The organism is Paenibacillus sp. LS1, from assembly GCF_026013365.1.
Classification (GTDB): domain Bacteria; phylum Bacillota; class Bacilli; order Paenibacillales; family Paenibacillaceae; genus Paenibacillus.
The window spans coordinates 1,346,111-1,368,182 of record NZ_JAPDOE010000001.1 but is presented as its reverse complement, the minus strand read 5'-3'; the positions used below and the strand labels follow the sequence as shown (position 1 = coordinate 1,368,182).

17 protein-coding genes are annotated in these 22,072 nt (G+C 44.3%); 16 read left to right on the top strand and 1 reads right to left on the bottom strand.

Annotated elements, in window-relative coordinates; translation table 11 throughout:
* Nucleotides 1-222: 222 nt before the first annotated feature.
* From OM416_RS05890 to OM416_RS05880, 3 genes are all read left to right on the top strand, one after another.
* Nucleotides 223-1,026, top strand: a complete 804-nt coding sequence (locus tag OM416_RS05890) for a response regulator transcription factor (protein ID WP_036674925.1) — start codon at nt 223-225, stop codon at nt 1,024-1,026.
* A gap of 143 nt (nt 1,027-1,169) precedes the next feature.
* Nucleotides 1,170-2,537: a nucleotide sugar dehydrogenase gene (locus OM416_RS05885; protein WP_036674926.1), complete on the top strand. Its 1,368-nt coding sequence runs from the start codon at nt 1,170-1,172 to the stop codon at nt 2,535-2,537.
* Nucleotides 2,538-2,545: 8 nt separating this feature from the next.
* Nucleotides 2,546-3,469, top strand: coding sequence for a hypothetical protein (locus OM416_RS05880; protein ID WP_264927853.1), 924 nt, complete (start codon nt 2,546-2,548; stop codon nt 3,467-3,469).
* A 257-nt stretch (nt 3,470-3,726) separates the two neighbouring features.
* Here the strand turns inward: OM416_RS05880 and OM416_RS05875 are convergent, their stop codons facing one another.
* Complete coding sequence (locus OM416_RS05875) at nt 3,727-4,599, bottom strand: helix-turn-helix transcriptional regulator (RefSeq protein ID WP_264927852.1); 873 nt, start codon at nt 4,597-4,599, stop codon at nt 3,727-3,729.
* A 540-nt stretch (nt 4,600-5,139) separates the two neighbouring features.
* Between OM416_RS05875 and OM416_RS05870 the strand changes: the two genes are divergently transcribed.
* The 13 genes from OM416_RS05870 (at nt 5,140) to OM416_RS05810 (ending at nt 21,925) form a co-directional block, all read left to right on the top strand.
* Complete coding sequence (locus OM416_RS05870; RefSeq protein ID WP_264928828.1) at nt 5,140-6,324, top strand: LLM class flavin-dependent oxidoreductase; 1,185 nt, start codon at nt 5,140-5,142, stop codon at nt 6,322-6,324.
* Between the two features lie 230 nt (nt 6,325-6,554).
* On the top strand, nt 6,555-7,829 hold the full coding sequence (locus OM416_RS05865) for an ABC transporter substrate-binding protein (RefSeq protein ID WP_133385464.1): 1,275 nt from the start codon (nt 6,555-6,557) through the stop codon (nt 7,827-7,829).
* Between the two features lie 3 nt (nt 7,830-7,832).
* Nucleotides 7,833-8,705 (top strand): carbohydrate ABC transporter permease, encoded by an 873-nt coding sequence (locus OM416_RS05860; RefSeq protein ID WP_017687487.1) that lies wholly within the window; start codon nt 7,833-7,835, stop codon nt 8,703-8,705.
* Nucleotides 8,706-8,754: 49 nt separating this feature from the next.
* Nucleotides 8,755-9,570 carry a carbohydrate ABC transporter permease gene (locus OM416_RS05855; protein WP_017687488.1) on the top strand — a complete coding sequence of 272 codons (816 nt, stop codon included), beginning with the start codon at nt 8,755-8,757 and terminating at the stop codon, nt 9,568-9,570.
* A gap of 113 nt (nt 9,571-9,683) precedes the next feature.
* Nucleotides 9,684-10,901 (top strand): MFS transporter, encoded by a 1,218-nt coding sequence (locus tag OM416_RS05850; RefSeq protein WP_036614537.1) that lies wholly within the window; start codon nt 9,684-9,686, stop codon nt 10,899-10,901.
* 686 nt (nt 10,902-11,587) lie between these two features.
* Nucleotides 11,588-12,067 (top strand): cell wall hydrolase, encoded by a 480-nt coding sequence (locus tag OM416_RS31885; protein ID WP_413775767.1) that lies wholly within the window; start codon nt 11,588-11,590, stop codon nt 12,065-12,067.
* A gap of 258 nt (nt 12,068-12,325) precedes the next feature.
* Nucleotides 12,326-14,305: an AraC family transcriptional regulator gene (locus tag OM416_RS05840; protein ID WP_264927844.1), complete on the top strand. Its 1,980-nt coding sequence runs from the start codon at nt 12,326-12,328 to the stop codon at nt 14,303-14,305.
* A 164-nt stretch (nt 14,306-14,469) separates the two neighbouring features.
* Nucleotides 14,470-14,751, top strand: coding sequence for a DUF3139 domain-containing protein (locus tag OM416_RS05835; RefSeq protein ID WP_264927843.1), 282 nt, complete (start codon nt 14,470-14,472; stop codon nt 14,749-14,751).
* Nucleotides 14,752-15,104: 353 nt separating this feature from the next.
* Nucleotides 15,105-15,983, top strand: coding sequence for a prohibitin family protein (locus OM416_RS05830; RefSeq protein WP_264927841.1), 879 nt, complete (start codon nt 15,105-15,107; stop codon nt 15,981-15,983).
* 216 nt (nt 15,984-16,199) lie between these two features.
* Nucleotides 16,200-16,952 (top strand): peroxide stress protein YaaA, encoded by a 753-nt coding sequence (gene yaaA / locus OM416_RS05825; protein ID WP_413775766.1) that lies wholly within the window; start codon nt 16,200-16,202, stop codon nt 16,950-16,952.
* A 250-nt stretch (nt 16,953-17,202) separates the two neighbouring features.
* Nucleotides 17,203-18,495, top strand: a complete 1,293-nt coding sequence (locus OM416_RS05820) for a WXG100 family type VII secretion target (protein ID WP_264927837.1) — start codon at nt 17,203-17,205, stop codon at nt 18,493-18,495.
* A gap of 3 nt (nt 18,496-18,498) precedes the next feature.
* On the top strand, nt 18,499-18,984 hold the full coding sequence (locus OM416_RS05815) for a hypothetical protein (protein ID WP_264927835.1): 486 nt from the start codon (nt 18,499-18,501) through the stop codon (nt 18,982-18,984).
* 433 nt (nt 18,985-19,417) lie between these two features.
* Nucleotides 19,418-21,925 (top strand): DEAD/DEAH box helicase, encoded by a 2,508-nt coding sequence (locus OM416_RS05810; protein WP_264927833.1) that lies wholly within the window; start codon nt 19,418-19,420, stop codon nt 21,923-21,925.
* The last annotated feature ends 147 nt before the right edge of the window (nt 21,926-22,072 follow it).

Below are 22,072 nucleotides of genomic sequence, written 5' to 3'. Positions count from 1 at the left end.
AGGGCAGAAAAAGCCTGAAGAAGCGAAGCGTGCGCCTAAAAGCTTTCTGAAAGAAAGCTGCATCGAAAGCATACGCTTATCCCCGGATTTCCCCTTTTCAAAAGGAATCAAAAAAATCTGGGGATAACAGTGATCGAAAGGTTGTTCTGTCATCGGAGTGTCAGTGTAAATATCAATTAGTTGAACTTATATAGATAATCGAGGAGAAGGGTGGAAAAGAACATGCCAAATACGGCGACATTGCAGCGTGAGGCTGCCGTTAATGTGTACCGAAGTGTAGAACAGGGATTGAAGGAAACGGGTGCCGAAACATGCGGCTTAATGTTCATCCATTGTGCAGGAAACTCTCAACCTGAGCAGCAGGTCAGGACACATCTGGAGCAGACGAGCGAGTCTGCCTTCCAGGTGTGGAAGGATGGGGCGACCCAGGCGATTGCTGTCCTGCTGCCAGGGTTGTCACTGGATGAGGTTCATTATGAAGGACTTCGGATCAAACATGAGTTGCAAGAGACTGTACCCGGAGCCGATCCACAGATTACACTGGCCAGTTTCCCGGAAGGGGAGCGCCCTTCGAAGGCAACTATTCAGCATATGGCTGAATCCTCGAAGCTCGTAGACTCGTCGGAGATTCATATTTACACGCTGGACAATACGGCGGACGAGCCGGAACGCATTTTGATTGTGGACAACGATCCGACGGTACGCGAATTCCTGCAGCTGCGACTGAAAATGCAGGGCTACGAAACCTATGAAGCTGTCGATGGACTGGCTGCACTGGAGTTGATCGAGAAAGTCACACCGGACCTGGTGCTCACCGAGCTGAATCTGTATGGCATCGACGGTCTGCCGTTCATCCATCATATCCAGAATCTAGAGATGGAGCAGCCACCCAAAATTGTCGTGTTGACCGAGCAACGTGTCGAGCAGACGATCAGTCAATGTTTCCGCAGCGGAGTGGATGATTACATGACCAAACCATTCTCGCCTGTAGAGCTGGATGCCCGAATCAGACGCTGCCTGCATTAGAAGACAGCTTGAATAAGCTGATTGTGTGAAGTGCAAAGTAAGAGTTTTTTTACACTATGAATCAGATAGATTAGAGCAACAGACAACCATCTATTTATATGGATTTTAAGCACCATCAAAATACACTGCCCGGAGGGAATATCATGGAGAATCAACAATTCCACACATTACTGAATGCGATTGAAAATAAAGAAGCTGTACTCGGCGTTGTCGGGCTCGGTTACGTAGGACTTCCACTTGCCGTGGAAATGGTCAATCAAGGTTTCACGGTAATCGGAATTGATCTGGATGCGTCCAAAGTAGAAAGTATCTATCAAGGAGATTCCTATATTCACGATATTTCGTCCGATGAGTTGAAAAAAGTAATGCAAAGCGGTCGTTTCCAGCCAACGACAGATTACAGCATGCTGCGCGTGATCGACGCACTTAGTATCTGCGTACCGACACCGCTTAGTGAGAATCAGGACCCGGATACGTCTTACATCGAGACCGTTGTGGATCAGATCAAACTGCACATGAAACCAGGTATGCTGATTACGCTGGAGAGCACCACTTATCCAGGTACAACCGAAGAACTGATCCAGCAGCAGCTGGACAAGATCGGACAAGAAGCAGGTAAAGACTATTTCCTATGCTTCTCGCCTGAGCGTGTGGACCCGTCGAACGGACGTTTCACAACATTTAATACGCCGAAAGTGATCGGGGGCACGACTGAAGCCTGCCTGAAACTCGGAACAGCATTATATGGCAAATATGTAGAAACCGTAGTACCGGTATCTTCGCCGAAAGTGGCTGAGATGTCCAAACTGCTGGAGAACACATTCCGCAGCGTGAACATTGCCTTTGTAAATGAAATGGCGATGATGTGCGATCGCATGGGGATCGATATCTGGGAAGTTATTGACGCGGCGGCAACGAAACCATTCGGTTTCATGCCATTCTATCCAGGTCCAGGCATCGGTGGACACTGCATCCCGCTGGATCCGATGTACCTTTCATGGAAGGCCAAAGGCTTCCGATTCTATAGCAAATTCATTGAGCTGGCGCAATCCACCAATGACAACATGCCATATTATGTGTTGAACAAAACGTCAACGATTCTGAACGAATACGCTAAATCCGTACGTAAATCCAATATTCTGCTGCTCGGCATGTCGTACAAGCCTAATATTGCCGACCTGCGTGAATCACCAGGACTGGAAGTATATGAACTGTTCAAGGAAAGTGGAGCTAACGTTAGCTACTACGATCCACACGCGGATTCCTTCCAAGACAAGCATGGGGAGACCGTACACAGCGAAGCGTTCAATCTGGAACAGTTCAAGAAGTACGATTGCATCGTGCTGATCACCAACCACAGCGATTTGCCTTACTTTGATATTGCCGAGATGGGTGTACCGATTCTGGATACACGTAATGCGTTCCGTTCATACACACATCCGCATATCTACAAGATTGGTCACTCGGTACAGCATCCTGTGCTTGAGCCAAGTGAAGCGTTGCTCGTCTGAGGAAATATATGAGGCAACGGGGCAAGCTGGTGGGTATGGCGAAATGGGCCATTCTGGCTGTGGTGTTGTGCCTGCTGCTTCTGTCCTGGATGTTCAAATGGTTCGAGGCGGAGGAGCATAAAGCGACCTGGCTGTGGGACGCGTCCATTATTGCAGAACAGACGCCTGAGATTATTGCCTTTTCCAAAGAACAGGGCGTGGATACCATCTTCCTGCAAATCCAGGATGAGGTGCCTGACGCAACATACCGCAAATTCATTGCGGCTGCAGGGCAAGCCGAGATTGAAGTGCATGGACTTAACGGTCATGCAGACTGGGCCTATGAGGAGAAGCGGGATGAAGGACTTGCTTTTATCGAGCGAGTACGAGCATACAATGCAGCTTCGGCGAAGAATGAACGCTTCCAAGGCATTCAACTGGATGTGGAGCCGTATCAGCTGAAGCGCTGGGAGAACGAGGAGAGTAGCGTCATTGCAGAGTGGCAGAACAACATGAAGGCCTGGACGAAAGCCGGCGAGGATGCCGGACTGTACATGAGCGCTGCGATCCCGTTCTGGCTTGATGCCCGTCAGTCGGCTGAAGGTGAGGGTACATTCAGTCGCTGGGTGATCTCCCACTTTGATGCGGTGGCCATTATGGCTTACCGGGATAGTGGACAGCAGATGTATGATCTGTCCAAGGAAGAACTGGACGAAGCAGATGATCTCGGCAAGAAAGTCTGGATCGGAGCGGAACTCGCGGATACCCACGAGGGGGATCACCTGACCTTTTTCCGTAAACCGGTTAGCAATATGAATGAAGAAATGGCGAAGGTGTTCGATCTGGGTTCCTCTCATTCTTCTTTTGCAGGTGTGGCTGTGCATCATTATGAAGCATGGTATGCCAAGGAGAACGGTATTCCGCTTGCGCGCAAGGATGAGGAGAAGGAATAGCGTTAGGTCAACGTAAAAAGTTCCTGGTTTCGGGTACGTGCGTCAATACTATAGTATAGAAAGAAGGCAAGTCCCGGGTTAATGGGGCTTGCCTTCTTTGGTGGTGGATTTAGTAATGGATTTTCCAAGTTATGATGTGCAGGCTATGAAACTCAGGAGTCCATTGCAATTTGGTAGACGCAGTATCGTACACAACCGTACACAAGGCGTGGTGCATGAGGCATGGATTATAGGCTGGGGAGCGAAAGGTCGCTCCCTCAATCTTTCGTGCTTTCCGCTGTGCGATAGCGATTGGGCGGCAAACCGACTTGCTTTTTAAACGCTTTGGAGAAGGAGAACAAGTCCGGGTAACCTACGGAATGAGCTACTTCAGTTAAGCTTAGCGGCGTCTGTACGAGCAGACGTTTGGCCTGGGTCATTTTCAATTGCTGGATATATTGCACGGGAGACAGGCCATAGGCTTTGCGGAACTGTTTGGCAAAATGGGTTCGATCCACGCCAGCATGAGCAGAGACACCTTCCACGGAGATGCCGCCTGCAAAATGAATGTCCATATATTCCTTGCCTTTCTGGAGCCAAGGCGTGGCTGAATCCGGTTGCAATCCTTTGGTTGCGGGGGAACGAGCAATCCGGTCAAAGAGGCTTAGAAACCGGGTGAGTCTTCCCAGATCACTTGCTCCGTCCTGCGGTTTGCGAACATCCTCCATGAACGAGCGCATGGCGCTTGCAGTCTCCGGTGTCAGTACACCTGAACGATACGGTGAATCGGGTGTAAGTCCAATTCGAGACAGCAGTTCGGCTGCATGTGCACCGTCAAAGGCAATAAATATTTTCTGCAACGTGTCCTCCGGGTCCGTCCAGTACTCATGGGTAACATGCGGAAACAGACAGAACGCATCCCTGGCTCGAAGGGTATGACGCTGTCCGTTCTGTATGAATGTACCTTCCCCCTCCAGCACAAATAGCAAATAATGATAAGGTGTGGTACGAGGGCCAATATGATAGTTGGTCTTGGCTATATTGCGGCCAATGCGAATCGGCCAGGCGCCACCAGCTTTCTCGAATTCAGATGGAGTGAAGAAAATAATATCCAAAAACTCATGGTGGTCCTCCTTCATGCTCGCGGTCATCAGGAACACCTCTTTATTGTATAAGTATCGTTAAAAGTTTTATTTATAACCTATTATACAGGTGGGTTTTATACATATTCAAGATCAGGAAGACCTAAATCTGAGAAAAGACCACAAAATGACAAAATAAAATTGCCGCGAAATGACATTGATCACAGACAAATCAATTGATATGATGTCCATACCTATTAAACCAAGTTAATTAATCGGCATTTGGATGCGTACTTTGAAAAGGAATTAGAAATTAGGCACACTTTAAAAATAAGTTTTAAACGAGTGCAAACGTAGTGGAGGGGACGAAATCGATTCTGAAGAAACGTAGTGTTCACCTGAAAGCTTTCTGAAAGAAAGCTACATCGGAAGCATAAGCTATCTCCGGATTTCCCCTTAGAAAAGGGAATCAAAAAATTTGGAGATAACAGTGATCGTAAGAACGATTCGTAACCGGAACGGAGGAGTGGCAGAACAGTGATCTTATTTTTAACATGAGACTTTATTTATTCATAGAAGGGATTGACTTTTGTGAGCGAACAGGAAGAAATGAAGTTTGGATGGTTTTTGCCTACAGCAGGGGATGGTAAGTATGTAGGGGTTGCACCGGAGCGGGAACCGAGTCTGGATTATCTGATTGATGTGGCACAGACGGCGGAGAAGGCAGGATTCGAATTTGTACTGATTCCGACAGGGGGAGCCTGTCTGGACGCGTGGGTGGTCGGCTCGGCTGTGATGAGTCACACGAAGACATTGCGTCCCCTTGTCGCCATTCGCCCGGGTTTGGTTACACCCGTACTCGCTGCACGAATGGGAGCGGCACTGGATCAGCTCTCTGGTGGTCGCGCCATGATCAATGTGGTGACAGGCAGTTCTGTTCGTGATCTGGAGGAACTCGGCGATCCACTGGCACATGCGCATGATGAACGGTATGTCCGGGCGAGTGAGTATATGGAAGTGATGAAGCGTTCATGGACTCAATCGACAGGATTAAATCTGACGGAGTTTGCCGGAAGTAGTTCAAAATCTGGAGCAGATACCCCCAGCGATCCCAATCCTGAATTCAACGGCCAGTATTACAATTTCAAAGGACCGGTAGGCATGCCGGAGACGGTGCAAAATCCGCATCCACCATTCTATCTGGGAGGAAGTTCTCCGATTGCCAAGAAGGTCGCTGTTGAACATGCGGATACGTTCCTTATGTGGGGCGAGCCTCATGACTGGATTCAGGAGCAGATCGAAGAGATTGAGGTCATCCGTCAGCAGGTGAAAGAGGAAACCGGACAAGATCGTCAGCTCCGTTATGGCATGCGTGCACAAGTGCTCATTCGGGATACCGAGGAAGAAGCATGGGCAGCAGCTTGGGAGATTATTAGCAAAGTACCACCAGAAGCAATTGAGAAAGCCAAAGCCGCTTTTGCCGAGACGGATGCAACCAACCAACGCAGACAGAATGAGCTACGTGAACTGTCCGAGAAGCAGCAGTTTGTCGTAGGTCCCAACCTGTGGACAGGCTTGTCCGTTGTGCGTTCCGGCGGTGCGATCCTTATTGTGGGTACAGCCGAACAGGTCGCAGAACGTCTGATGGAATATGGAGATCTGGGCGTGACCACATTTATATTATCCGGTTACCCGCATCTGGAAGAAGCCGAAATCTTCGGACGGACCGTGATGCCCATCATTCGCGAGAAATGGAAAACAAGACAGAAGCAGCACTCATTTACTACTAACTAAGTTACTACCAACTCTAAGTAAGTGCCCCTTTTTTTACACTTTAACGGAGAGGGCAGAACCGATCTGAAGAAGCGGAGCGCTCGCCTTTATACCCGGATTTTAACCATTGAAAGAAATGATTCAAAGAAATCCGGGGATAACAGCGATCGGAAGATGGTACTGCACTCGGAGTGCCCCGTGTAAAAACTTTCGTGCAACTTACATTAATCATCCTCAGGAGGTCGTCTTTCATGAAAAAAAATAAAAAATTGATCCTGCCGCTCGTCAGTATGCTGGTGATGTCCATCCTGCTGTCAGCTTGCGGCGGTGGGGATAACGCGTCATCTGGAGAGAACGGCTCCTCGGGTTCAGGCAAAGTTACGATCAGCTTCATGCACTGGCGTGGAGAAGATGTGGAAGCACTGAACAAGAGCATTGACGCATTTGAAAAAGAAAACCCAAACATCAACGTGGAGATGCAGACACTGCCCTCCGATCAATACCAGTCCACCGTACAATCCAAAATCAGTGACGGTTCGGTAGGAGATGTATTTGCTTCTTTCCCGGGTGCACAGTTCGAAGCCTTCACCAAAGCCGGATTGTTCACGGATCTGACTGGATCATCGTTCCTGTCGGCCTACAATTCGAAGCTGATTGAATCAGGACAGCATGATGGCAAGCAATATGCGATCCCGTATCAACTCGTATATAACGATCCTATCTATAACGTAAAACTGTTTGAACAATACGGCCTGACGCCACCGACCGATTGGGAAGGTTTCCTGGCACTTTGCCAGAAGCTGAAAGACAATGGCATCATTCCGATTGCCTTTGCCGGAGCGGACATTGGCCCAGGGCAATTCATGAATACGATGGTGATGAACAATGCACCGAGTGACGACATTTTTACCAAAGTGGAAGCTGGCGAAGCTAAACTAACGGATGAGTTCTGGGTGAAAACGTTGACTCAAATCAAGGAACTGAACGATAAAGGTTACTTCCAGCAAGATGCACTGGGCACGAAGGACCCTGCGGCTGGCGCACTGTTTATTCAAGAAAAAGCAGCGATGCTGGCAAGTGGATCGTATCAATTAGCTCAGAACAAGCAGCAGAATCCAAACCTGGAGCAAAAACTGCTTGCACCGATTACCGTAAGCGCAGATCAAGCGAAGTATGAAGGAGTGCATACGACCACATTCATGCTCGCCGTGAACAGCAAGTCAAAACATCCGGAAGAAGCGAAGAAGTTCCTCGAATTCCTTAGCAATCCCGATGTAGCGAGTGACTATGCCAACCAAACGGGACAGAATGTAACGGTGAATGATGTGAAGTACGATACGCCTGAGCTTCAGGTAGCCGGAGAATGGGCGAGCAAAAAAACCGTGTTCCAGCCACGGTTCACCATCCTGAACGGAGATAATCAAAAAGCAGTAACCAACTCCATCCAGGCTGTACTGAGCGGCACTTCTCCAGAAGAAGCAGCACAGCAGGCACAAGCGATCATTGATCAGCATATCGGGAAATAAACGATGAAAAACCGTCTTCAGCTATCCCTGTTTCTGATCCCCGGGTTGCTGCTGTACGTTGGATTGTTCGTATTTCCTACATTGACGGGGCTGTTCTACTCCTTTACGGATTGGGACGGGGTATCCCCGTCGTATGCATTTGTAGGGCTGGATAATTACAAGGACAGTCTCAGCAGCATCGTATTCCGCAAAGCCTTTGGCAACAACGTGGAGTTCATGTTAACGGTTGTTATTGCACAAACCTTTATTTCACTTGTCCTGGCCCTGCTCCTGGTACGCAATACCAAGACACGCATTGTGCTTCGGGCATTGTATTTCCTGCCTGCGATTCTGTCCTCCGTATCGGTCGGACTGATCTGGGCATTTATGTATGATCCATCCATTGGATTGATCAACTATGGGTTAAATGAAGCGGGGATGAGTAGCATCGCTCGCAACTGGATTGGTGATCCGAAGATCGCCATCTATTCCATCGCTGCGGTACAGGTATGGGCCCATGCCGGTCAGATGATGATTGTATTCATCGCAGGTCTGCAAGGCATTCCGGCAGAACTGTATGAAGCGGCTCGTATGGACGGCGGCAGCAAATGGCAGGTATTCCGTACCGTGACCTGGCCACTGCTGGCACCTTCGGCAACGATTGTTGTGGCTTATACGACCATTCAGTCGTTCAAGGCATTTGACCTCATTTTCACAATGACAGACGGAGGGCCGAACTACGCAACTGAAATTTTGACAACATACATCTATCATACCGCCTTTGGCAGCTATTCATTTGGTCTGGCTTCTGCCGGTTCAATGATCTTCCTGGTGTTGCTCGCGCTCTTGACGCTGTTGCAGTTCAAGGCACTGCGTGCCGACCGGGTAAGCTATTGAGGTTGATGCTGGAGCATTCATCCTGCAACCAAGGCAGAAGGGAGTTCACATGTTTTTAAAATGGTTCAATCGCCTGATCTTATTGGTGTACGCGCTGCTGATTCTGGTGCCGCTGTACTTTGTGTTTGTATCCTCGTTCAAAACAAGCAGCAATTTCTTCACCAGTCCATTCAGCTGGCCGGACCCGTTTACGTGGGATAACATCACTGGCATGTTCCGCAATCAGCCGATGTGGCAATATTTCGGGAATAGTCTGGTCGTGACGCTCGGTACGGTTGCAATTGAGTTGTTGCTGAGTAGCATGATTGCTTACGCCATTGTCCGCTGGGGCGGTAGTGTAGGTAAAATCGTGTTTGCTCTGTTCGTAGCCGGTCTGATCGTTCCTTCCCAAGTGAGCATGCTGCCGATCTATTCTCTCACACGTACACTGGGGTGGTCGGACAGTCTCACGGGATTGATTGTCGTATCCGCTGCGATGCTGATGCCTGTTTCTGTATTTATGTTGACAGGTTTCATGCGCATGCTCAATTCGGAGATTCTGGAAGCGGGCAGTATGGATGGGGCCAGCGAATGGAGACTCTATACGCGGATTGCACTGCCACTGGCTGCACCTTCGCTGGCGGCAACGGCTACGTTCCTGCTCGTCATGGTCTGGAATGACTTGCTAATTCCGATGCTCATGCTCAGCAGTAAGTCCAAGCTCACTTTACCGCTCGCGCTTATGCAGTTCCGCGGGGAATACGTCACGAACTATCCGATGATGCTTACAGGTGTGCTGGTAACGGCCATTCCGATGATCGTGCTGTTCCTTCTGCTCCAGCGTTACTTTGTAGCAGGTCTGACAGCGGGTTCACTCAAGGGGTGAGGTATCGTAGAAATCGGAAGGAAAAGCTTATTTTGCATTGATTTCTGGAGCATTCTGCATAATAATGATTTAGTGTCAGAATGACTACATAGAGATCAAGGGAGCTATAAGTGATGAGCAAACTGGAAGTATTGCGGAATCCCAAGCAGCGCAAGCTGCTGTTCAGTGCCGGCATGAGCTGGCTGTTTGATGCGATGGAAGTTGGTATGATCTCCTTTATCGTGGCTGCACTCGCCAAGGAATGGAGTCTCAGTCCCGGACAAGTCGGTGTACTTACGAGTATTAACTCCATCGGTATGGCGCTAGGAGCTTTGCTCGCAGGTGCACTTGCGGACCGTTTTGGACGGAAGGCCATTCTGATGTGGACCTTGTTAATATTCACCATTGCAAGCGGTTTATCTGCATTGGCGACCGGATTCGCCGTATTGTGTGCACTGCGTCTGGTTGCAGGTATCGGACTTGGCGGCGAGTTGCCCGTGGCATCTACACTGGTATCGGAGTCGATGCCTACAGCGGAACGTGGACGTGCTGTTGTATTATTGGAAAGTTTCTGGGCAGGGGGCTGGATCGTATCGGCGCTCATTGCCAACTTTGTCATCCCGGAGTACGGATGGAGAATTGCCTTTGCCATTGGTGCGCTTCCGGCGTTCTACGCTCTGTATCTGCGTCGTGCCATTCAGGACCCGCCTCGGTACAAGAATCATACCAAGCTTCATAAAATCACGTTCCGTGAGAAAGTGGCTACCGTCTGGTCAGCACCACATCGCCGTACAACGTTGATGCTCTGGATTTTGTGGTTTACCGTCATTTTCTCTTATTATGGAATGTTCCTGTGGCTGCCTTCGGTTGTGATGGCAAAAGGATTTACGTTGGTTAAAAGCTTCCAATACGTGCTGATCATGACGATCGCACAGTTGCCAGGTTACTTCACCGCGGCGTACTTCATTGAACGTTACGGTCGCAAGTTCGTATTGGTTGTGTATCTCACCTTGACTGCATTCAGTGCGATTGCATTCGGACTGGCAACAACGGAAGCGACAATCCTGACCGCAGGAATCTGTCTTTCCTTCTTTAATCTTGGAGCCTGGGGTGGTCTGTACGCCTACAGTCCGGAATTGTATCCGACTTCCGTTCGTTCGACAGGTGTGGGTCTCGCTACATCGGTTGGCCGGATCGGTGGGGTACTTGCTCCATTAATGGTCGGTATGCTGGTTCAGCGCGAAGTGGCGATCAGCCTGATTTTCACGATTTTCTTCGTGACGATCCTCATTGGCGCGGCAGCTGTACTGTTCTGGGGCCGGGAAACGAAGGGTCAGGAACTTGCTGAGTAATTGTCAATAAATACAACGCAACTTTTGTACGGGTCTGCCTGCCTACGGAAATAACGGGTTGGACAAGCGGTATAAGGTTGATACAAGAAGGGGCATGACCATGGTGTGACCATGGGCTCATGCCTCTTTTTGCTATGTTCAGCGTCGTTTTTTCACTGCGTCATCGGTCCGATAGACTTCATTTTTTCTATATCCTATAATGACACTCGGGATGTAGGGCCGTGAGGATTCAGGAGGAAGATGTGGGATCTGGATTCAGAAAAGTGGAGGTTAATGGAATGATGAAGAATAATATTGGAATGGATCAACCGAATGAAATCATTGAAAAGAATATGATAAGTGAATTAGATAGCGTGAGTGAGATGAAAGAGATGAAGGTGGTTAGCCATATGAACAGTAATGAACGGACTACAGTTGATAGCACAAATGAGGGGCTGGATCTATTAACGTTTGCTGACAACATGGAGCCTATCACTGTCAGTCGGAAAGTCACTCATGCGAAGGGGAGAACGGCTGGTAAAAGAGCAGGGCGGGTCAGCTTGCTTCTCGGTGCCTGCGCATTGACTCTGGGATTAACCGTGGCAGCTCCTTCAGCGGGAGCACAGAAGCTGGAACAGGGCGTTCGCAGCGAGCATGTACTGCAATTGCAGGAGCAATTAAGCGATCTGGGGTACTTTGACGCCGGAATGACTGGATATTATGGTTCGATTACCAAAGGTGCTGTACGCGAGTTCCAGCAGGCGCAGGGACTAAGTGCAGATGGAGTTGCAGGTCCAGCGACGCTGAATAGGCTGAATAAAAAGGCCAAAGCCGAAGGCGAGACGTTACGCCAGTTGGCGAAGCTGATCCATGGTGAAGCGCGCGGAGAATCTTTTGAAGGGCAAGTCGCTGTAGGAGCGGTTGTCATGAATCGTGTACATTCGAATGCGTTCCCGTCGTCTATTTCGAAGGTTATTTTCCAGAAAGGGCAATTCACGGCTATAGACGATGGGCAGTTTAATACAAAGCCAACGGCGACCTCTTATAAGGCAGCACGGAAAGCATTAAATGGCGTTGATCCGACGAATGGAGCGCTGTATTATTACAATCCGAAGATTGCCACTTCGGTGTGGAGCAAGAGCAGGCCGACGCTGCTGACTATTGGTCAGCATGATTTTACGAGATGAGTTTAAGTGGAGATGTGCAGTGTAGTATTTGAAATGATAATGATGAACCTCGGCTGTGCGCTGCTGAATGCAGACGTGTACCGGGGTTTGTTTTATATTTTGGCTATGCAGGCGAGGAGTGCGGGGATTTCTTCCGTATCTTAATGTCTCTCTTTTCAATTGACAATGATTATCGTTATCGAATATCATCAAAGGATTACAAAGGGATTTATTACTGAATAATAGGTTCAGTATGGGGTCAATCGGGGGAGAAAAATAGTGAACTGGGAAGAGTATATTCAAATGTGGGACAATTCATCGATTCAGTTGGTGGATATACGCCAACTTGTAATAAGTAGTGGGGGGAAGCAGCAATACCAACTCCCAGTCAGTGGTTTTATATATATTGTGCAAGGACAAGGCACCATTTCACTGGATGATGATATACATATATTTAAACGGTTTTATCTACTGCATGCAGGAAAAGGAAGCAGGATCAGGATCGAGGCCGGGCAAGATGATGTCACGTACTATTACATTTTATATAGAGGTAGTATGTCTCCCAAAGCTAGTAAAGAGATTCAGCACAACTATGACATGAACAACCCTTTTCAGCTACCGTATGCCTACCAGCCTCTCGCTCCGCTTAATCTATATCGCCATGTCGATTCCATGTATGAGGAATGGAGCCGAAGACAGGTGTTTGAACGTTTTCATGTGAAAATCGGCTTTTACCAGTTCGTATATACACTTGTTCAGCAACTTAAGCTTCAAGGGGTTACCTCAAAAGAAACGGATATGGTAGAGGAGATCATCCAGTATATTCACAAACATTACAATGAATCTATTTCGCTTGAGTCATTGGCCGAACTGTGGAATTACAGCATTCAATATTTATCGAAACAATTCAAACTCCGTACGGGGAGAAGTCCTATCGAATATGTGATTCAGGCGCGGATGGCTAAAGCGAAGGAATTAATGATTCGCACAGATGCTACGGCACAGGAGATTGCTTCAAGTGTAGGGTATAGTGACGTCTTTTATTTTACACGTCTGTTCAAGAAGCAGGTCGGAATGACGCCGGGGCAATATAAAAAGAAAATGAAGGATAGCTTGGTCGATTCAGATAGTCCATGGGAAGGGTTCGTATCCTCTATGGGCAAACAATCTTCTTCTTGTTATGTTATTAATGATAATCATTATCAATATAAAACAGAAGGAGATTGGCAAATGTTTAAAGGAACAAGATCGAAGATGGTATTAACACTCATGTTATGTTTTACGATTATACTTTCAGCTTGCACAAGTGGGAACTCCAGTCGAACGAATCAGGGAGCAGCAGGTGGAAATTCAAATCAAAGTGCAGAGTCTACTCAAAATGTGACTTCCAACGAGCCCAAAGAAGATACAAGCACGCGCAAATTATCAACGGTAATGGGAGAAGTGAGTGTTCCGGTATATCCCAAACGCGTTGTTGTGGACTGGGACTTGGGGCCAGTCTTAGCTGTTGGGGTAACGCCAGTTGGCGCATCCAGTACACAAATGAACTTTGCAAAATTTCTAAAACCTTATTTGCCTGACACCGTTGAAGATATTGGGTTGGAGGGAAGTATTTCTTTGGAGAAGGTGTTGGACTTGTCTCCAGATGTAATTATTACTTGGAACCCGGCAGCCTATGAAAGCTACTCCAAAATTGCGCCAACCGTCGTGTTCGAGACAAGCAAGTATTCCACCATTCAGGAAGAAATTACGGCAATGGGCGATATCCTGGGTCGACAAGAAGAAGCTGAGAAGTGGAATGCTGATTTTGTAAAACGTACCGAAGCTGCCCGCAATAAAATCAAAAATGTTATTCCAAAAGATGCAACGATCTCCATTGTGGATTACGTTACGGTAGACAAATTTTTGATGGTGATCGGCAATGCAGGCGAGCGTGGGGGCAGAGCTACATACGATATCTTGGGTCTGAATCCAACGCCTAAAGTAAAAAGTGATATCATTGACAAAAATGAGGATCGCATTGAAGTTTCATGGGAGACTGTGAACGATTATGTGGGCGATTACGTCATTGTGCTCAAAGTTGAAGGTCAAGAACCAACCAATCTTCCAGCGACGTGGACATCCTTAGATGCCGTCAAAAATAATCATGTGATTGAGATTGAAATGGAGAAGTATTTCGCGGCGGATTCATTCTCATCCCTGTTACAGGCAGAAGATATCGCTGACAAGATCACGAAAATGGCTGCGGCTGCTAAATGATTAACTGAAACAAAGTATACTGCGTAGTTAGAGGGTATCATCAAAGTCGCCTACATGGCGGCTTTTTTTGGCATCATAATCAAATGTATAATAGTAGAGGTTCTGTTTCGGATCAAATTTTGACTCTAGTGTTTTAGAAATTGCTTAAATGGTGGTGAATAGAATTGAGGTTTCTAAAAGGATTATTGATTGTAATTACATTAATAGTGATAGCTTCTGTCACATGGTACGGCTCTTATAAGAATGATATGAAGGAGCTTGAAGATGGTTTAAGAACGTATTTAACCGCTGAAAAGGGTATGGATGAACATGATATTATTAGTATCACCGCTCGTCGAAGCAAATTGCCGATGTATCCTGTAGTCGTCATATTGAAGGACAATCCACAGGAAGTTGTATACACCTACAGAGAAGAGCAATGGGTGCAACTATGGCCCGATCCATAATACCAGATGAATTATTGATCACTTTCTTGAATATGAATAACCGGGTATGTGACGTCACTGACTCACTATTTTCTTCTTTACTGTACCTAATTAGTAGTTCAAGTACTGGATATCCTTGAAACCGAATACCAATTTACAAAGTATATATAAAAGAGGATAAAATTAGTTGCTGTTTATTAGCTTGTACTCGGTTACATCGATAGAGGGGAGGACGAATATGCCATTTATTGGGGGAACCATTTTAATTTTTATCCTAGCATTTATTCTATGGTCATTAATGTTCCCGCTATTCAATAAAATAGGTAGTAGAATTCTGAAGAAATACAATAAATTCAAACAAGAGGAGAATGGTGATGAAAAATTCAAAGACGTTTAGGATAGGGGCAATTGCGGTTGCATTCGTTATTATAGTGGGAGTATTACTGGTGACCTTCTTTGTAACACGAATTCCTAATGGATATGTTGGGGTCGTTTATTCACCAAATGGAGGCGTAAAAGATAGCACACTGAGTCAAGGGTGGAAACTCGTTGGAGCGTTTGATAAAGTGACGAAATATCCGATCCGAATTCAAACGGTGGAATACAGAGATATTCAGATTGCTACTTCTGATGGGAAAAACATCACAATTGATTTTGCTTACAACTACCAAGTAGAACCAAGTAAAGTTTCTTCTATATTCAATACATTTGGGCCAATTAGCATTCAAGAAATTGAGGATACATATCTCAAAACACGTTTCCGTGACGCAGCTCGTAAAGGTATTTCCAAGTTTACAGTCATTGATGTATATGGTGAAAAGTCATCCGAAGCAGGAGTGGACGTGCAACAACGTTTTTCTGATGACGTTAAAGAGTTAGGCTTCATTGTATCCAACGTTACTGTAGGTGTTCCTCAACCTGACGCCAAGACTCAGGAAGCAATCGATAAACGTGTCGAAGCTTCTCAAGAACTGGAACGTAAAACGACTGAACTTGAGATCGCCAAGAAAGAAGCAGATCGTAAGCGCGTGGAAGCGCAAGGTAATGCAGACAAACTATTGATCGAAGCAGAAGGGCAAGCCAAAGCCAATAAAGAGCTTCAACAATCCTTATCGAGTCAACTCGTTGAATATGAAACCATCAAGAAATGGGACGGAGCACTTCCATATGTAAGTGGATCAAATACACCAATGATTCAATTACCGACTACCAAAACAGAGCAAAATAGCGGCGCGGGGAGCGTATCTCCCTAATTAGCGGTTTGAAAAGCACGCCTTACTTTGTCAACAATTTAATGTGTTGAATTCTAATGAACAAGCCGGTCCAATCGTGGGCTGACTTGTTCATTTTTGAGTCTTTTCAAAGGTGACATGAGGGATTTAGTTAAGCCCTGACATTGGAATTACCTAGCCGATCCTGTACAATGAATAACGACAATAACAACGGTAGATTAAGGATGGATCAGCATGATGAGAATTATCATATCACCCGCGAAAAAGATGAAGATCGATACCGATCTTATGGCTATCGCGCAAATGCCGCAATTTACAAACGAGTCAGAACAGCTATTGAGTCTGCTTCAAAAATTATCCTATGACGAGCTCAAAACAATGTGGAAGTGTAACGATGCCATCGCCGAACAGAACGTGGAGCGGATTCGGAATATGAATATAAAAGCAAATCTTACCCCAGCCATCTATGCCTATGAGGGTATTCAGTATCAGTATATGGCGCCAGGTGTTTTTCAAAATGAGGAATTAGAGTATCTTCAGCAGCATTTACGCATATTATCCGGTTTTTATGGCATGTTGCGGCCTTTGGATGGGGTAACCCCTTATCGGTTGGAGATGCAGGGCAAGCTGCAAGGTCCAGGTTTTAAGTCACTCTATCAATTCTGGGGCAGCAAGTTGGCAGATCAGCTTCAAGCGGACAGCAACTGTATTCTGAATCTGGCTTCCAAAGAGTATAGCAAAAATATTTTGCCTTTTCTGAGTGAGGAAACCTGGTGCATTACTTGTGTATTCGGACAAATGGTCAATGGGAAGCTTGTTGAAAAGGCAACCTGGGCTAAAATGGCCAGAGGTGAAATGGTACGTTACATGGCAGAGTGTAAGATTACGGATGTGAAGGATATCAGAAGTTTTGATCGGTTAGGTTTTGTTTTCTCAGAAGAGAAGTCGGATGAGAGTACTTATGTATTTATATATTCAGAGGAGAAATAGGGGAAATTCCAACTTTGCTATTAAAAAAGTGCTATTCAGCAAGCCAGCTCAGCTTATGAGCTGGCTTTAGTTTTGATATTGTGTTTCAGTATCTTTCACAGAGTTGAGAAGTGAGCTAGGACCGTAGTATGAAACAATAACATATTGTGAGTGGGTTCATGAAGTGAAATCAGGAGGTTGGCCGGATGTAATTGCCGTTTAACTTCTGCTAACATAGTATTATCATATTTCAGATGAGCGGTGAAAATGTATGAGTACAATTAAAGTTACCCCAGAGCAACTACATCAGGTGTCGAATCAGGTGGATCAGGCCAGGCAACAGATGGAGAGTATACGGGGGAATCTTACAAGACAGATCATGTTTATTCAGACATTGTGGATGGGAGCGACACAGGAGAGATTTTTCTATGAGTTTGAACGGTCACGTCCTATACTGGATAAAGCGTTGGAGAGTATGGTGAAGACCTCCAAGGAATTGAAGGATATTGCTACGCGTTTTGAGAATACAGATGCTGAGCAGGTGAGTCTGGGTGGTGCTATTGGGGCCGTGGGTGCGGCAGCGATGATGAGAAATTCGGTAAGTAACACAGGCTCGAATGATAAGGGCTATCGAATGGCGTATAACACTATGCTTGGGAAGATGATGCCTGTGAATGAAAAAGGGGTTACGGATCAGGCTGCCCTCCAGGCTTATCAGAGGGATCAGGGGCATCTGGATATCAATCGCATGCAAGCTGTGAATGTAGAACCCCCTGGGGAAGACATCTATGCGATGCAGATCAAGGCGTTTGAGATGGGCATTCATCCGATGACAGGTGAACCTGTACCTGATAAGTATGCTCAGATGATGCTAACTTCACTGAAGTTCAGCCAGCTATTTATGGCATTTCAGATGGTTCGAGGGAGTATGCCGGGTGGCAAAGGGCCTTTTCGGTTGCCCTCATCCCATCCAGCTGTGGCGAAGATTAAAAAGAATTTGGAAGCGGCTGAGGCGAGGAAAGCGAATGGGCCAAAGAAGGGTTCTGAGGTCACAGGGCAAGCTTCTAATATCGGTAGTATATTTAAAGAAGGAAACAAAACGACATATACCAATCCAGTCGGTAATGTGTTGCATTGGGATGATCAGCATCCCAAAAATATTAATCGAGACATTGATCAATTGTTAAATAGTAAGGACTCAGGAAAAGCAACTGAAGCTAAAGCCGCTTACGCTGTAAGAGAAAGTAAGGAAGTTACAGCGTTTAGCCAGAAAATTCAAAGGGTCGATGGCAATCCTGCAGGGGATTTTGACGTAGTAACTAAACATGAGATTATTGAAGTTAAAAAATCATTGAAAGCCGTCACAGATGTGGAACAGTTTGATAAATACGTTAATGTAAAACACCAAGATTTCTTTAACTATGATCAGAAGAAAGTTATTTTATATATTGACAAGCCGTTGACTAATCCACATCCGAATGATTTGATAAAATTGGAATTAATCAAATCTAAAGGTGTTACTGTTGTGAACTCTTTAGATGAACTCAAGGGGGTATTGAAGTAAAACATGGGGACTTCAGCTGTTATTCTAACAAAGAAAGATAAATATTCTCCAGAGCAGCTTCTAGCTGATACTATTGTTGCAGCTTTTCATTCGGACGCAGCTCTTTATTTCTATAACAATAAAACATATACAAATGAAGGAGAATTTTTGTATACAACGCTGAATATTAATCATAAGTCATTTACAGGGGACAATGAATCCTCATTGATTTTCCATATTCACAGCATTAGTAGCCCAAGCACTGAATTTTATTATCATGAAGATTTGGGTTTAGATCCTAATGTATCACTATGCCAAGTCGGGCACATGGAGGATATCTATGGTAATCAAGAGTTAATACTTCATTTTATTTACGGATATCTCAAGCTGAATCCTGATGATTATTTCTGGATTGCAGACAATGATTGGGTATACAGCTTGGAGGACATACAAAAACTGAAATCTTTACCGTATGACCCGGATTGGTGTTATAAAAATCCCAAAAACTAACTCCAAATGATGACAAAGGGAACATAAAGAATGTTGATTCTTAGCCGAATTTTATTTCTGGATTATTGATTTTCCGATAGCTCTAACATACTTCGTAGATCATGAGAGACATGGTTATGGTTCAGGTCCACTGGAAGTACAATTGTCATCCTATCACATGCCATAAGAGGAAGGGGACAATTGGCGATCAGAAAGTGTGTTTTATTGGGGAGCCTCCAACATATGATGAAGATTTAATTATACATTAGTTACAGTTATATAATATACAGTCGATGAATTAAGTTTAATGATTTTATAGATAAAACTAGAACGAATGTTTGGAAGGATATGGACTTTCACTCAACGAAGTACGTATTTGAGGTGAACTAAATCAGTAGGATATGATTATCTGATTTTAGTTTTGCTAACATGCAGAGTTGAGGAGCAAATAAATATGGTTGATTTTAAGAAGAAATTAGGAAAGATGGATATTGAAAAGAAAATAAACCCTAAAGAGATATATGATACATTAGATAGAAAAAGTGATAAAGGACCTCTACGTCCGATACAAGAAAAGATATTAGATGATTGGTTCGACAATTTTTCTAATAAGCGTGATGTTATCCTGAAGATGCACACTGGGCAAGGGAAAACCTTAACCGGGTTGTTGATTCTACAGTCGAGACTAAATCAAAATAAAGGCCCTGCACTATATCTTTGTCATAATAATTATTTGGTGGAGCAAACCTGTAGACAAGCAGAAAGTTTTGGTCTTCAATTCTGTACAGTTAAAGATGAGATACCTGATCAATTCATTGATGGTAAAAAGATACTTATAACTTCAGTACAGATGTTATTTAATGGATTAACAAAATTTAAGTTAGGAACAAAATCATTAGATGTAGCAACGATTTTAATGGATGATGCTCATGCTTGTATAGAAGTGATTAAAAACGCATGTAAAATGGTTTTAAAACAAGGTACACCTGTATATCAGGATATCTTAGAATTATTCTCAAGTGAATTACAAAACCAAGGAGTTGGAACATTTGCGGACATAAAACAAAAAAGTTTCGATGCTCTCTTATGTGTTCCTTATTGGGACTGGCAAGATAAGCATACAGAAGTAGCTAACAAACTATCAAAATACACAAATTTAAAAGAAATAAAATTCGCTTGGCCAGTTATTAAGAATATTTTAAAAGATTGTCAATGTTACATATCTGGAACGAGTATTGAAATAATACCAGTCTCTATTCCGTTACATTTATTTGGATCATATTATAAAGCGGAACACAGGATTTTCATGTCAGCTACTATTACAGATGATTCATTTTTCATAAAAGGTTTAGGGTTAGATACTTCAACCATAGTTAATCCCTTACATGTTTCGAATGAAAAATGGTCTGGTGAAAAAATGGTTCTGATACCTTCTCTTATCGATTCCGAATTGTCAAGGACTGAGATTGTTAACGCATTTGCCAAACCGCAGAGTGGGCGAAAAGAAGGAATCGTTTCTCTGGTTCCTAGTGGTAATTATACAAAAGATTGGGAAAAGTACGGTTCTAAGATTGCCAATACTGATAGTATTTTTGAAGATATTAAAGTTTTGAAAGAAAATAACCGTGATACAACACTTGTAATTGTAAATAGATACGATGGAATTGATTTACCAGACGAATCGTGCAGGATTTTGATACTTGATTCTAAGCCATATTTCGAATCGTTGCAGGATAGACATTTAGAAGAATGCCGTAGTAACAGTGATATTGTAGCAATGCGAATGGCTCAAACTATTGAACAAGGTTTAGGGAGAGCTGTAAGAGGGGAAAAAGATTATTGCGTAATCATAGTAACAGGAACTGAACTGGTGAAATCACTTAGGAATAAAAAATACTTTTCCCAACAAACTAGAACTCAAATCAATATAGGTTTCAAAGTCGCTGAATTTGCTAAAGAAGAGATTGAGGAAGGTACTTCAGCTTCAGATGCATTTATGCATTTGATTCAACAGTCACTCAATAGAGATGAGGGCTGGAAAGACTTTTACATTGGTGAAATGAACAAAATGATTGCTGAAGAAAGGCTTGTAAAAACATTAGAAATATTTGAGTTAGAAAAGAAGGCTGAAGATCAGTATAGTATGGGCGAGTACAAAGAAGCAGGAGCTACAATTCAGAAATTGATAGATAGTCATATAGATACAGAAGAAGAAAAAGGATGGTATTTTCAAGAAATTGCACGGATGACTTATGCTTACTCGTCTTTTGAATCTAATAAATATCAGATTTTAGCACATCGTAAAAATACTTATTTGTTAAAACCAAGAGAGGGAATGGAAATAACAAAATTATTGACAATAAGCTTAAAACGTATTGAGAATATTATAAAATGGGCCCATTCATTTAATACTTATGAAGAATTATATTCAGAGGTAGATGATCTGTTAAGCAAACTTAGATTTGGAGTTAATGCCGATAGATTTGAACAAGCTTTTCATGAGTTAGGCAAAATTGTAGGATTTGAAACTCAAAGACCTGATAAGGAATGGAAAGAAGGTCCTGATAACATATGGAAAATTAGTGATTCTGATTATTTTTTAGTTGAGTGTAAAAATAACGTATCTACGTCAAGAACTGAAATCAATAAAGATGAAACTGGTCAAATGAATAATGCATGCGCTTGGTTTATGAGGAATTATAAAGATATCACCCCTAAAAGAATAATGATTATTCCCGCCAGGAAAATTTCCAGTGCGGCAGGATTTACAGAATCCGTTCAATTAATGCGGGATAAGCATCTCAGATTATTAGTCAACAACGTAAGAAGGTTTTTTCAAGAGTTTAGGACATTCGATTTAAGTAATTTATCAGACGATAGAATACAACGGCTAATTATTACTCACAAGTTAACGGCTGAGGACCTAAAAAGCGAATTGTACTCTGAAGAGCCACGTATGTAATACATTTCATTTCAATTTGTTGAAATTTCTCAAGATTCCTTGAATTGAACAAAATAACCTACCGCCAATATGTGAGGTAGGTTATTTTTTGTTAGTTAACCTAAAGTATGAAGAAAGCTGTATCAATAACTTCTCTCTGTAAAAATC